Here is a 14344-nt window from a genome sequence, read left to right as displayed (position 1 = left end):
CGGGAGCAGAGGCGAGGGGGTGGCACGACGGTGGCCGGTACGACCGACCTTGCCGCGGTGTGGACGGCGACCACGGAAGAACTCGCCGACGAGATCATCTCCGCGCAGCAGCGAGCGTACCTGCGACTGACTCGGCTACGGGCCATCGTCGAGGACACCGTGCTGCTGTCGGTGCCGGACGCCTTCACTCGGGACGTGATCGAGTCCCGGCTACGGCCGGCCATCACCGAGGCGCTCAGTCGCCGGCTCGGCAGACCGATCCAGGTCGCGGTGACCGTCCGCGTACCGGACGACGGCCGAGCCGTGGGCACGATCTACCGCGGCGCCCCGGAGCTGAGCCCCGGCGCCGCCGGCCAGAACCAGGCCCCGGACGTCTTCGAAACAGCCCCGGCCGACGCCCGGCAGCAGCTCCCGCTCATTCCCGAGCAACCGAACTCGGGCCGGTTCGACCGGCCCACACCCGACGGCCCACCGCCCGAGGCGGCTCCCCACCCGGGTCCGCCCATGGCCGACGGTCAGGAACCGCTCTTCGGTGTCGCGTTCGTCGAGTCGCCCGACCTGTCCGGGGAAGCCGTCCGTCAGCCCGTCGACCGACTCGGCTTCACCGACCGTGGCGGCCGCTTCGACCCGCCGGAAAGCGGTCCGCGTGGCTTCGGTGCCCGGTTCGGCGAGGAGCACGGTGCCTCCGCGCGGGACCAACACGTCATTCGGGCCCTGCCGGTCGACGACGGCACCGACAGCGGGCCCGGCCGAAGTGGCGTGGATCACCGGCCACGGGACGACCGGCGACTGTTGACGGGCGCGGACAGCGGCGGCAACCGGCTCAACCCCAAGTACATGTTCGAGACCTTCGTCATCGGCTCGTCGAACCGGTTCGCCCACGCGGCATCGGTGGCGGTGGCCGAGTCGCCGGCGAAGGCGTACAACCCGCTGTTCATCTACGGCAGTTCCGGGCTGGGCAAGACGCACCTGCTGCACGCCATCGGCCACTACGCCACCACCCTGGGCAACGCCCGCTCGGTCCGGTACGTCTCGACCGAGGAGTTCACCAACGACTTCATCAACTCGCTGCGCGACGACAAGACCAGTGCCTTCCAGCGCCGCTACCGCGACGTCGACATCCTGCTGATCGACGACATCCAGTTCCTGGAGAACCGCGAGCGGACCCAGGAAGAGTTCTTCCACACCTTCAACACCCTGCACAACGCCAACAAGCAGATCGTGATCACCTCCGACCGGTCGCCCAAGCAGTTGGCCACGCTGGAGGACCGGCTGCGGACCCGGTTCGAGTGGGGCCTGCTCGCCGACATCCAACCGCCCGACCTGGAGACCCGGATCGCGATCCTGCAGAAGAAGGCCGCCCAGGAACGGCTGTACGCCCCGCCGGACGTACTGGAGTTCATCGCCTCCCGGGTGTCGAACTCGATCCGGGAGTTGGAGGGCGCGCTGATCCGGGTCACCGCCTTCGCCAGCCTGACCCGATCGAACGTGGAACTGTCGCTGGCCGAGGAGGTGCTGCGGGACTTCATCCCCGACGGCGCCGGCCCGGAGATCACCGCCGACCAGATCATGGCCGCCACCTCCGACTACTTCGGGGTCAGCCTGGAGGACCTGCGCGGGCACTCCCGATCCCGGGTGCTGGTCAACGCCCGTCAGGTGGCCATGTACCTGTGCCGCGAACTGACCGACCTGTCCCTGCCCCGGATCGGCCAGGCGTTCGGTGGTCGCGACCACACCACGGTCATGCACGCCGACCGCAAGATCCGCCAGCAGATGGCCGAGCGACGTTCCCTCTACAACCAGATCGCCGAGCTGACCAACCGGATCAAGCAGAACACCTGAGCGACGGCGTCAGGCGCGGCGCGGCGAGCTGAAGTCGCCCTTCCGTACCCCACCCGAAGGCCCGGCCGGAGCACCGGCCGGGCTTTTCCGTGCTCCGATGCTTGACCCCTCGACGAGGTGTAGACCACAGCATCGAGGGCGTGTCCATGGCGGGCTGCAATCGTTGTCCACAGCTCGTTGTCCACCGGCGGTGGACAACCGCTCAGCGTCGACCTGGGTTTATCCACAGCCTGTGGATGAAGGCTGTGGACAGCCTTGTGGACGCCTGGGGACGGCTGGGGACAACGGGTCGCGTTGTCCACCGATGGCGGCCCGCCTGTGGGCGACCTGTTGAAGGTTCTGTGGATAACGGTCGATCGGGCCCGCCCGACGATCCACAGGCCTGGGGAGAAAGTCGGTGGATAACCGGTGGATAACCGGTGGACGGCGGTGGACAACCGGGGGTGCGACGACGCCCTGTGGATGAGCAGCCCGGTTACACCCCTGGTTATCCACAGGAAAACCACCGGTGGATAACCGGTCTGACCTGCGCCGACACGAGTTTTCCACAGTTTGCACAGGTGCGACGAAGACGATGGGTTATCTCTTCTATAAAGAACAAAAACCAATCATCGGCGTTGGACTTCCTGTGGATCGTGCGGCAGTTGCCGGAAACACCCGTCAGCAGCGACACGATCCACGGGGCCGGGCACACAGCCGATACCCTCGCGCCCTAAGGTGCGAGGGGTACCCGCACACCGGGCGGGTCGGTGGGCAGCGTCCGGCATGAGAGAGTTGACGACGTCGACGTCGACGCGGAGGCATTGATGAAATTCCGAGTGGAGCGCGACGCGCTCGCCGAGGCCGTGGCCTGGACCGCAAAGAGCCTGCCCAACCGGCCGTCCGTGCCGGTGCTGGCCGGGGTGATGCTCCGCGTCACCGACGGCAGCCTGCAGGTCTCCGGCTTCGACTACGAGGTCAGCAGCCAGGTCACCGTGGAGGTGCAGGGCGACGCCGACGGTGCCGCCCTGGTCTCCGGGCGCCTGCTAGCCGAGATCACCAAGGCGCTACCCGCCAAGCCGGTCGACATCGCCGCGGTCGGGGCACACCTCGAACTGGTCTGCGGCAGCGCCCGGTTCACCCTGCCCACCATGCCGGTGGAGGACTATCCCGCCCTGCCCGAGATGCCGGAGAGCGCCGGCACGGTGGACGCCGCCGCCTTCGCCTCGGCCGTCGCGCAGGTGGCGATCGCCGCCAGCCGCGACGAAACGCTGCCGATGATGACCGGCGTCCGGATCGAGCTGTCCGGCGGCACCCTGGCCATGCTCGCCACCGACCGTTACCGGCTGGCGCTGCGCGAGATGCAGTGGAACCCGGATGACCCGGAGATCACCATCAACTCTCTGGTCCCGGCCCGTACGCTCAACGACACCGCCAAGGCCCTCGGGCCGCTCGGCGGCCAGGTCACCCTCGCCCTCTCCCAGGGATCGGCCGGCGAAGGGATGATCGGGTTCTCCGGCGGCACCCGGCGGACCACCAGCCGCCTGCTCGACGGCGCCAACTACCCGCCCGTGCGTTCGCTCTTCCCGGCCAGCCACAACGCCGAGGCCCAGGTGGCGGTCAGCACCCTCATCGAGGTGGTCAAGCGCGTCGCCCTGGTCGCCGAGCGGACCACGCCGGTGCTGCTGAGCTTCAGCGCCGACGGGCTGGTCGTCGAAGCCGGCGGCACCGAGGAGGCCCGGGCCAGCGAGGCGATGGAGGCGACCTTCTCCGGCGAGCCGCTCACCATCGGCTTCAACCCGCAGTACCTCATCGACGGGCTGGCCAACCTCGGCGCCCAGTTCGCCGTCCTGCACTTCGTCGACGCCTTCAAGCCCGCGGTGATTTCCGCGGCCGGGGAGGATGGCGAGGTCATCAGTGGGTACCGGTATCTGATCATGCCGATCCGCGTGTCCCGCTGACCGGCAGGGCGTACCCCACAGCATGGAAGGTAGCCAGAAGATGCAGCTCGGCCTGATAGGCCTCGGCCGGATGGGCGGCAACATGCGCGAGCGACTGCGCGCCGCCGGTCACGAGGTTGTCGGTCTGGACCACACCCTGGAGCGAAGCGACGTCGCGAGCGTGGCCGAGCTGGCCGAGAAGTTGGACCGGCCACGGGCGGTCTGGGTGATGGTCCCCGCCGGCGTCACCGACGCCACCATCGACGAGGTGGCCGAGGTCCTGGCCGAGGGCGACCTCATCATCGACGGCGGCAACTCGCGGTTCAGCGACGACGCCCCCCGGGCGCAACGGCTCGACGAACGCGGCATCGGCTACCTCGACGTGGGAGTGTCCGGCGGGGTGTGGGGCCGGCAGAACGGCTACGGCCTGATGGTCGGTGGTGCCCAGGAGCACGTCGAGCGACTCATGCCGATCTTCGACGCGCTCAAGCCCGAGAGCGAGTACGGCTTCGTGCACGCCGGCCCGGTCGGCGCCGGCCACTACGCCAAGATGGTGCACAACGGCATCGAGTACGGCCTGATGCACGCCTACGCCGAGGGCTACGAACTGATGACCGCCTCCGAACTGGTGACCAACGTGCCAGGCGTGATCAAGTCCTGGCGGGAAGGCACCGTGGTCCGCTCCTGGCTGCTGGACCTGCTGGACCGGGCGCTCGACGAGGACCCGGAGCTCACCCAGCTCAGCGACTACACCGAGGACACCGGCGAGGGCCGCTGGACGGTGGACGAGGCGATCCGCCTCGCCGTACCGCTCAACGTCATCACCGCCTCGCTGTTCGCCCGGTTCGCTTCCCGCCAGGACGAGTCGCCGGCGTTGAAGGCCGTCTCCGCGCTGCGCCAGCAGTTCGGCGGGCACGCCGTCCGCAAGCGCTGACCGGCATCCGCTCCCGTGTACGTCCGCCGGCTCGAACTGGTCGACTTCCGCTCCTACCAGCGGGTCGGCGTCGACCTCGAACCGGGGCCGAACGTCCTGATCGGTGCCAACGGCGTCGGTAAGACCAACCTCGTCGAAGCGCTGGGCTACGTGGCGACGCTGGACTCACACCGGGTCGCCACCGACGCGCCCCTGGTCCGGATGGACGCCGCCGCCGCGATCATCCGGTGCGCGGTGGTGCACGAGGGCCGGGAACTGCTGATCGAGCTGGAGATCGTCCCGGGCAAGGCCAAGCGCGCCCGACTGGGCCGAGCCCCCGCCCGCCGGGCCCGCGACGTGCTCGGCGCGCTACGGCTGGTGATGTTCGCCCCGGAAGACCTCGAACTCGTCCGGGGCGATCCGGCCGAACGCCGCCGCTACCTCGACGACCTGCTGGTGCTGCGTCAACCCCGGTACGCGGGGGTCCGCGCCGACTACGACCGGGTGGTCCGGCAACGCAACGCACTGCTGCGCACCGCGTACCTGGCCCGCAAGACCGGCGGGTCGCGGGGCGGTGACCTGTCGACCCTGGCCGTCTGGGACGCCCACCTGGCCCGGCACGGCGCCGAACTACTCGCCGGCCGCCTGGAACTGGTCGCCGCACTGACCCCGCACGTGGCCAAGGCGTACGACGCGGTGGCCGCCGGGCGCGGCGCGGCGAGCATCGCGTACCGGCCGTCGGTGGAACTGGCCGAGCCCACCACCGACCGACAAACCCTGGCGACGGTGTTCGCCGCGGCGCTGGAGGAATCCCGCACCGCGGAGATCGAGCGCGGCACCACCCTGGTCGGCCCGCACCGCGACGATCTCACCCTCACCCTCGGTCCGCTGCCCGCCAAGGGGTACGCCAGCCACGGCGAGTCGTGGTCGTACGCGCTCGCCCTCCGGCTGGCCGGCTACGAACTGCTGCGCAGCGACGGAATCGAACCGGTACTGGTGCTCGACGACGTCTTCGCCGAGTTGGACGTGGGACGGCGGGACCGGCTGGCCGAACTGGTCAGCGGGGCGAGCCAACTGCTGGTGACCTGCGCGGTCGCCGACGATGTGCCGGCCGCCCTACGCGGTGCCCGCTACGAGGTGACCGAGGGGACGGTGCGTCGTGTCAGATGAGTCGCAGCGCCCGGAGCGCGGTGCCGCACCGGCCGGCGGCGCCGGGGAATCGGCCGTGAGCGAACCGGCGGGGATGTCCGGGCCGCAGCTCGCCCGCGCCGTACTCGACGCGGCCAAGGCGAAGCGGGACACCGCCTCCCGGACCCGGCGACGCGGCACGACCGGGACGGGCGACGGGGAGCGCCGGCTGCGGGGCTACTCGGGCCCAGGGCCCGACCCACGCGATCCACAGCTTCTCGGCGCCGTGCTGGACCGGCTGGTGAAGGCCCGTGGCTGGCAGCAACCGGCCGCCGAGGCGACCGTCTTCGGCGCCTGGGAACGGGTGGTCGGCCCCGAGGTGGCCCAACACAGCCGGCCGGTGAAGCTGGAGAACGGCGAACTGACCGTGGAAGCCCGCTCCACCGCCTGGGCGACTCAACTGCGCCTGCTCGCCGGCTCGCTGCTGCAGCAGATCGCCCGGCAGGTCGGCCACAACGTGGTCCGCAAGCTGCACATCCACGGCCCGGCCGCGCCCTCCTGGTCGCGTGGGCCGCGCCGGGTACGCGGTCGCGGCCCACGCGACACCTACGGCTGACCCATCCGCCGTGGCGCGGCGGACTCGGCGTAGACGGCGAAACCACGCTCGGCGCAGCGCCGGTAGAACGCGGCCACCACACTCAGCTCCGCGCAGGTGAAGGTCCACTGCGGTGCCGCGCCGGTGTCGTCGCGGAGGGCGTCGAGCCGGCTGTCCAGCCAGCGCAGCTGCTGCTCGGCGAGACGGCCGTCGGAAAGCAACGAGCGCAGCACCGTGCCGACCGACTCGAAAGTGACCGCCTCCCCGTGTGGCCGATGCGCCGCGACGAACCGCTCGACGCCACTGGCGATCCAGGAGCACCCGTCGGGGTCGATCACCGGATCCTCGTCCTCGGCGGCAGCCTCGGTGGCGTACAGCACACCGTCCAGGCCGAGGATGAGATCCACCACCTCGGTGTACGCGGTGGCGCGGACCGTACCTGTCTTCGCGATGAGTTCGGCGAGCGCGGCGGTCGGCGCCGAGATGCCCGGCACGTCGACGATGTCGCCGAAGTCGACGAACTCGGCCGGTGCGACCGGGTCGTAGAAGCGGCCGGTCCGCGGCCACTGGACCGCGACGTTGTCCAGCCCCATCTGGTGTCACCTCTCAACGAGCGCGGGTCGGGTCAGTCAGATCAAACGGATCGATCGTCCGGTTCCGGCCGTCAAAGATCAAGACCGTCCGTGAAACCCGACTACAGGGGAACGTCCGCCGTGCACGGTACCGGCCCCACCGACCGATTTGCGGACCGGCCGGTCCGGCATCGCGTCGCGCGACGGATCCGACGAACATGCCCTGGCGTGTAGGGGGAGTCGCGGATAGCGCGGTTCGGCCCGCTACGTAGATCTGAGCCGCTGCGAAGGGGTGCCGACTGGTGGTTCTATCGCCCGCGCACAGTAAGATTAGGGCGAGACGAAGACCCGGTGCGGAGCGCAGGGTCACGGGACCGCCAGCGGGCCCGCGATCCCTGTCCGACTCGGGTCGAGCCGATCGCGATCCGCGGGCATCTGCGGCGACCGGCGCGTTCGACCCGTACCCCGGAACTTGTCCCCGGTGCCGGTCCGCGTGCCGACGTCGCGTACCTGTCCCGCCGAACCCGCGCCCGACGTGCCTGACGGCGCGGACGGCGCGAGAAAGTGGCCGATGGTGGCAGCGCAGGACAATCAGCAGTACGGCGCCGAGTCGATCACCGTCCTCGAAGGGCTGGAGGCGGTCCGCAAGCGGCCCGGTATGTACATCGGGTCGACCGGCGAGCGTGGCCTGCACCACCTGGTGTGGGAGGTCGTCGACAACGCCGTGGACGAGGCGATGGCCGGTCACTGCGACACCATCGACGTGGTGCTGCTCGCCGACGGGGGGGTCCGGGTCACCGACAACGGCCGGGGCTTCCCGGTCGACCTGCACCCCAAGCTCAAGAAGCCGGGCGTCGAGGTGGCACTTACCGTGCTGCACGCGGGCGGCAAGTTCGACGGCAAGGCGTACGCCGTCTCCGGCGGCCTGCACGGCGTCGGCGTCTCGGTCGTCAACGCCCTCTCCAGCCGGATGGCGGTGGAGATCCACAAGGACGGCTTCGTCTGGCGGCAGCAGTACCACCAGTCCAAGCCGAGCCCGCTGGACAAGGGCGAGCCGACCGACCGGAGCGGTTCGGCGGTCTCCTTCTGGCCCGACCCGAACGTCTTCGAGACCGTCGACTTCGACTTCCAGACCATCTACCGGCGCCTCCAGGAGATGGCCTTCCTCACCCGCGGCCTCACCATCAACCTGCTCGACGAGCGGGTCGAGGAGGGCGAGGAGGGCAAGATCCGCGAGGTCACCTTCAAGTACGACGGTGGTATCGCTGACTTCGTCCGGCACCTCAACGCCTCGAAGACCCCGATCCACAAGACGGTGGTCGAGTACGGCGCCGAGGAAGAGGGCATGTCGCTCGAGATCGCCATGCAGTGGAACGAGTCCTACGGCGAGTCGGTCTACACCTTCGCCAACAACATCAACACCCATGAGGGCGGCACCCACGAGGAGGGCTTCCGGGCTGCGCTGACCAGCGTGGTCAACCGCTACGGCGCGGAGAAGAAGCTGCTCAAGGGCGACGAGAAGCTCTCCGGCGAGGACATCCGCGAGGGCCTGGCCGCGATCATCTCGGTCAAGCTGACCAACCCGCAGTTCGAGGGGCAGACCAAGACCAAGCTCGGCAACACCCCGGTGAAGAGCTTCGTGCAGCGGTTCTGCAACGACCGGCTGGTCGACTGGATGGACCGCAACCCCGCCGAGGCGAAGATCATCATCACCAAGGCGTCCCAGGCCGCCCGCGCCCGGATCGCCGCCCAGCAGGCTCGCAAGCTGGCCCGCCGTAAGTCGCTGCTGGAGTCCGGCTCGATGCCCGGCAAGCTGGCCGACTGCCAGTCCACCGATCCGCGCGAGTCCGAGGTGTTCATCGTCGAGGGCGACTCGGCGGGCGGCTCGGCCAAGCAGGGGCGTGATCCGCGTACCCAGGCGATCCTGCCGATCCGCGGCAAGATCCTCAACGTGGAGAAGGCCCGGATCGACCGGGTGCTGAAGAACAACGAGGTGCAGGCGCTGATCACCGCGCTGGGCACCGGCATCCACGACGATTTCGACATCGAGAAGCTGCGCTACCACAAGGTCGTGCTGATGGCCGATGCCGACGTCGACGGCCAGCACATCCAGACGTTGCTGCTCACCCTGCTGTTCCGCTTCATGCGCCCGCTGGTCGAGTTGGGGCACGTCTACCTGGCCGCCCCGCCGCTCTACAAGATCAAGTGGAACAAGAAGGGCGACGACGCGCAGTACGCGTACTCCGACCGGGAGCGCGACGGGCTGATCGCGCTGCGCCAGCAGAAGAAGCCGAACGCCAAGCCGGACGACATCCAGCGGTTCAAGGGTCTCGGCGAGATGAACTACCCGGAGCTGTGGGAGACCACGATGAACCCGGCCACGCGTACCCTGCGCCAGGTCACCCTGGACGACGCGGCCACCGCCGACGAGCTGTTCAGCGTGCTGATGGGCGAGGACGTCGAGGCCCGGCGCTCGTTCATCCAGCGCAACGCCAAGGACGTTCGCTTCCTCGACATCTGACGGCCCGGTGGCCGATCCGGGCCGGAATTGTCCGGTTCGGCCAGCCGGTCCACAGAGTTATCCACAGCTTGGCCGGTATCCACAGCCGTTATCCACAGCACGAAAACGACTCACACTCTGATAAGGGTTAACAGTGACCGAATCCCCCGAGTCCACACCTAACGAGCCCGAGGTCCCCGAGGCGCAGGCCGCCGTCGTCTCGCACGACCGGATCGAGCCCGTCGGGCTCGAGGTGGAGATGCAGCGCTCCTACCTCGACTACGCGATGAGCGTCATCGTCGGGCGGGCGCTGCCGGACGTCCGGGACGGGCTCAAGCCGGTCCACCGCAAGATCCTGTACGCCATGTTCGACTCCGGCTACCGGCCGGACCGCGGCTACGTGAAGTGCTCGCGGGTCGTCGGTGACGTGATGGGCCAGTTCCACCCGCACGGCGACTCGGCCATCTACGACGCCCTGGTCCGGATGGCCCAGCACTGGTCGCTGCGGTACCCCCTGGTCGACGGCAACGGCAACTTCGGTTCGCCCGGAAATGATCCGGCTGCGGCCATGCGTTACTGTTTGTCCGGAAATGCCCGTATTCGCACCGCCCTTGGTAGCGTGCGGATCGACCAGGTGGTGCCTGGCGCGGCGCCGAGCAGCGAGAGCGACATCGACCTCAAGGTCCGCGACCGCAACGGCGACCTGGTCGGGGCCTCGAAGTTCTTCCACTCCGGCGAGCACCCGACGCTGCGGCTGCGCACCCGCGAGGGGTACGAGCTGACCGGCACCCACAACCACCCGGTGCTCTGTCTGGTGGACGTGGCCGGCGTGCCGACCCTGCTCTGGAAGCTGCTCGCCGAGATCTCCCCGGGTGACCGGGTGGTCCTCCAGCGCAGCGTGCCGGACGAGATCGGCTACCCGATGCTGGAGCACGTCGAGGCGGCAGTCCTCGCGGGCGCCTTCGTCAGCGAGGGTTGGGTCTCCGAGGATCGCGCCGGTTTCAACAACGTCGACCGCGACTTCTTCCTCCGCGTCCTGGCGGCCTACGACCTTGCCGTCGGCGGTCCCCGGTACGTCGCTGAGCGCGTGATCGCCTCGGGAAGCGTCCTGCACGAGATCGACATCCAGGATCTCTCCGCGCTGCGGGCCAGCGTCCTCGGCGAGTTGATCGGGGCTCGGAGCGCCGACAAGTTCGTGCCGGAGTTCGTCTGGCAGGGGCCGGCGGCGATCAAGCGGGCCTTCCTCCAGGCGCTCTTCGAGGGCGACGGCTCCTCCTCGCTGCTGCCGCGCAACACCATCCAGATCACGTACTCCACCCGCAGCGAGCGCCTCGCCCGCGAGGTGCAGCAGTTGCTGTTGGAGTTCGGCGTGATCAGCCGGCAGTGCCGGTACGACCACGGCGAGATCAAGGTCGTCATCACCAACCGCCGCGACGCGCGGATCTTCGCCGCCCACGTCGGTTTCCTCGGCCGCAAGCAGGCCAAGCTGGAGTCGGAGCTGGCGTCGGTGCCGGCGAGCAGCACGGCGCTCTCCAGCGATCACGTGCCGCTGGTCGGTGACTTCATCCGGGAGCACGGCGCGAGCCGTTGGACGGAGCGGGACTGGCTGCGCCGGCACAACGTGGACCGGGTCGAGCGCTGGGAGCGGGACCGGGACGAGATCGCGGCCCGGATCACCAACGCCGAGGTGCTCGACGTGGTCGAGCCGCTGGTGGACGGGCGGTTCTACTACGCCGAGGTGGCCGAGGTCGCGGGCGCGGGCGTGCAGCCGGTCTACAGCATCCGGGTGGACACGGACGACCACTCCTTCGTCTCCGACGGCTTCGTCAGCCACAACACAGAGTGCAAGCTCGATCCGCTGGCGATGGAGATGCTGCGGGACATCGACGAGGACACCGTCGACCTGCAGGACAACTACGACGGCCGGGCCAAGGAGCCCACCATCCTGCCGTCGCGGATCCCGAACCTGTTGGTCAACGGTTCCGAGGGCATCGCGGTCGGCATGGCCACCAAGATCCCGCCGCACAACCTGCGGGAGATCGGTGCGGCGGTGCAGTGGTGCCTGGAGAATCCGGACGCCGACGAGGCCACCACGCTCGAAACGCTGCTGGAGATCGTCAAGGGCCCGGACTTCCCCACCCACGGGCTGATCGTCGGCCAGTCCGGTATCCAGGACGCGTACCGCACCGGTCGGGGTTCGATCCGGATGCGTGCGGTGGTCGAGGTCGAGGAGGACAAGCGGGGGCGCCCGGCGCTGGTGGTCAGCGAGCTGCCCTACCAGGTGAACCCGGACAACTTGGCCGAGCGGATCGCTGAGCTGATCAAGGAGGGCAAGCTCGGCGGGATCGCCGACATCCGTGACGAGTCGTCCGGGCGTACCGGCATGCGGATCGTGCTGGTGCTCAAGCGTGACGCGGTCGCGAAGGTGGTGCTGAACAACCTCTACAAGCACACCCAGCTTCAGGAGACCTTCGGCGCGAACATGCTGGCGCTGGTCGACGGGGTGCCGCGCACGCTGAACCTGGCGCAGTTCATCCGCTACTACGTCGAGCACCAGATCGAGGTGATCCGCCGGCGGACGGCGTTCCGGCTGCGCAAGGCGGAGGAGCGGGCGCACATCCTGCGCGGTCTGTCCAAGGCGTTGGACCACCTTGACGAGGTGATTGCGCTGATCCGGCGCTCGCCCACGGTCGAGGATGCCCGGCAGGGCCTGATCCAGCTGTTGGAGATCGACGAGATCCAGGCCACCGCGATCCTGGACATGCAGCTGCGCCGGCTCGCCGCGCTGGAGCGGCAGCGGATCCTGGACGATCTGGCCAAGCTGGAGCTGGAGATCGCCGACCTCAAGGACATCCTCGCCAAGCCGGAGCGGCAGCGGAAGATCGTCTCGGAGGAGCTGGGTGAGATCGTCGCGAAGTGGGGCGACGATCGACGTACTAAGATCGTCCCGTTCGACGGCGAGGTCTCGATGGAGGATCTCATCGCGCGGGAGGACGTGGTGGTCACGATCACCCGCACGGGGTATGCGAAGCGCACGAAGGTGGACCTCTATCGTTCGCAGCGGCGTGGTGGCAAGGGTGTCAGTGGTGCCTCGTTGCGCCAGGACGACATCGTCAGCCACTTCTTCGTGTGCTCCACGCACGACTGGATCCTGTTCTTCACCAATAAGGGGCGGGTGTACCGGGCGAAGGCGTACGAGCTTCCGGAGGCCAGTAGGGTGGCCAAGGGCCAACATGTGGCCAACCTGCTCGCGTTCCAAGCCGACGAGCAGATCGCGCAGATCATCGAGATTCCGAACTACCAGGTGGCGCCTTACCTGGTCCTGGCGACGAAGAACGGCCTGGTGAAGAAGACGCGGCTTGAGGAGTTCGACTCCAACCGTTCCGGCGGCATCATCGCGATCAACCTGCGCGATGATGACGAGCTGGTCGGTGCTGCGCTCGTTGGTCCTGAGGACGACCTGCTGCTGGTTTCCAAGAACGCCCAGGCGATCCGGTTCAACGCCACCGACGATGCGCTGCGGCCGATGGGCCGGGCGACCTCGGGCGTGATCGGGATGCGGTTCAGCGAGGAAGACGAACTGCTGGCCATGGAGGTCGTCCGGGAGGGTCTGGACGTGCTGGTGGCCACGAACGGGGGATATGCGAAACGCACCCCGATCGAGGAATACCCGGTCCAGGGCCGGGGAGGTAAAGGTGTGCTGACTGCGAAGATCACCGAGCGACGCGGTGGTCTGGTCGGCGCGGTGGTGATCGACCCGGACGACGAGCTGTTTGCTATCACCAGCAACGGTGGTGTCATCCGGACTCCGGTGAAGCCTGTACGCCGTACGCGTGACCGGAACACAATGGGGGTCAAGCTGATGGACCTTCCGGACGGCGTGACTATCGTGGCGATTGCTCGCAATGCCGACGAGCCTGACGAACAGGACTAGTTGAATGACGGAGACACAGGCGAAGTCGGGGAACGCGGGGACCTCGGCCAACCCGGTCGACGAGGAGGCTGCGAAGAGCGGCGCGCCTGCGGCCGGCCGCACGGCCGTGGGCCGGGCCACGGTCCCCGCCGACGCGCCTGCACCGAAATTCACCCGGGCCCCGGGGATGGCCCCGCCGCCCGAGAAGCCCACCGACGACGACGGAGAGGCCGTTTCCGGGGAGCAGAGCGGCATCGAGTCCGCCGACTCGGGGAGTGCCACCGCGACACCGGCGAGCGCCAGCGCCGATACCCCGTCGACCACCCAGCCGATCGGTACCCGTCCGAGCCAGTCTTCGACGGGCACCACGGGCTTTCTGCCGAAGTTCGGCAGTGGCACGACCGGCACGCAGCCGAGGGTCACCGGGGCGGCGGCGAAGCCGGACGCCACCCGCTCGTTCGGGACCGGACGCCCGGCGAGCGGCGGAGGACTTCCTCCGGGCGTCGGTGCCGCGGCCGTCGGTGCCGCGCGGGTGGGTGATGCGGTACGCGCAGCGCGTACCTCGGTCAGCTCGGCCGCCTCGCGCGGGCCGCGTCGGGCCCGGCTGAACCTCAAGCGGATCGACCCGTGGTCGGTGATGAAGTTCGCGTTCGCCGTCTCGGTGGTGCTGTTCATCGTCATCGTCGTCGCGACCTCGGTGCTGTACCTGGCGCTGGACGCGATGGGAGTCTTCGCCAGCGTGAACGACAGCCTGGGTGACCTGGTCAACGCCAGCAGCGGTGGGCAGGGCACCAGCGGTTTCCAGATCACCGCGAAGGGCGTGATCTTCAGCTCGGCGTTGATCGGCCTGGTGAACGTCGTACTGTTCACGGCGCTGGCCACGCTCGGGGCATTCGTGTACAACGTCTGCGCCGACCTGGTGGGCGGCATCGAGCTGACCCTCGCCGAGCGCGACTGACCTT

8 protein-coding genes and 2 pseudogenes are annotated in these 14344 nt (G+C 68.9%); 9 read left to right on the top strand and 1 reads right to left on the bottom strand.

From position 1 onward, the window contains the following. Positions 1-30 precede the first annotated feature (30 nt). From dnaA to IEY61_RS20135, 5 genes are all read left to right on the top strand, one after another. Positions 31-1842, top strand: coding sequence for a chromosomal replication initiator protein DnaA (dnaA, locus tag IEY61_RS20155; protein WP_189046612.1), 1812 nt, complete (start codon positions 31-33; stop codon positions 1840-1842). A gap of 806 nt (positions 1843-2648) precedes the next feature. Beyond that, complete coding sequence (gene dnaN, locus IEY61_RS20150) at positions 2649-3782, top strand: DNA polymerase III subunit beta (protein WP_189046610.1); 1134 nt, start codon at positions 2649-2651, stop codon at positions 3780-3782. Positions 3783-3822: 40 nt separating this feature from the next. Further along, complete coding sequence (gnd, locus tag IEY61_RS20145; protein WP_189046608.1) at positions 3823-4695, top strand: phosphogluconate dehydrogenase (NAD(+)-dependent, decarboxylating); 873 nt, start codon at positions 3823-3825, stop codon at positions 4693-4695. A 15-nt stretch (positions 4696-4710) separates the two neighbouring features. Continuing rightward, the gene (gene recF, locus IEY61_RS20140; RefSeq protein ID WP_189046606.1) at positions 4711-5844 is read left to right on the top strand and encodes a DNA replication/repair protein RecF; all 1134 of its coding nucleotides are present in this window, start codon (positions 4711-4713) and stop codon (positions 5842-5844) included. Then, entirely contained in the window at positions 5834-6418 is a 585-nt protein-coding gene (locus IEY61_RS20135) for a DciA family protein (RefSeq protein ID WP_373293186.1), read from the top strand. The genes recF and IEY61_RS20135 overlap by 11 nt, the downstream gene beginning before the upstream one ends. Here IEY61_RS20135 and IEY61_RS20130 read toward each other — a convergent pair. After that, positions 6409-6990: a hypothetical protein gene (locus IEY61_RS20130; protein WP_189046604.1), complete on the bottom strand. Its 582-nt coding sequence runs from the start codon at positions 6988-6990 to the stop codon at positions 6409-6411. The two genes, IEY61_RS20135 and IEY61_RS20130, sit on opposite strands and share 10 nt — an antisense overlap. 553 nt (positions 6991-7543) lie before the next feature. Between IEY61_RS20130 and gyrB the strand changes: the two genes are divergently transcribed. The 4 genes and pseudogenes from gyrB to IEY61_RS20115 form a co-directional block, all read left to right on the top strand. Further along, positions 7544-9490, top strand: a complete 1947-nt coding sequence (gyrB, locus tag IEY61_RS20125; protein WP_189046677.1) for a DNA topoisomerase (ATP-hydrolyzing) subunit B — start codon at positions 7544-7546, stop codon at positions 9488-9490. Positions 9491-9623: 133 nt separating this feature from the next. Further along, positions 9624-13403: an intein-containing DNA gyrase subunit A gene (gene gyrA / locus IEY61_RS20120; RefSeq protein WP_189046602.1), complete on the top strand. Its 3780-nt coding sequence runs from the start codon at positions 9624-9626 to the stop codon at positions 13401-13403. 4 nt (positions 13404-13407) lie between these two features. After that, a pseudogene (locus tag IEY61_RS32185) lies at positions 13408-13596 on the top strand (DUF3566 domain-containing protein); the annotation flags it as partial. Positions 13597-13692: 96 nt separating this feature from the next. Next, positions 13693-14340 (top strand): annotated as a pseudogene (locus IEY61_RS20115) (DUF3566 domain-containing protein); the annotation flags it as partial. Positions 14341-14344: the final 4 nt, after the last annotated feature.

The sequence above is a fragment of the Micromonospora sonchi genome (genome assembly GCF_014646235.1).
Taxonomy (GTDB): Bacteria; Actinomycetota; Actinomycetes; order Mycobacteriales; family Micromonosporaceae; genus Micromonospora; species Micromonospora sonchi.
This window is presented reverse-complemented; position numbering and strand designations above follow the sequence as displayed.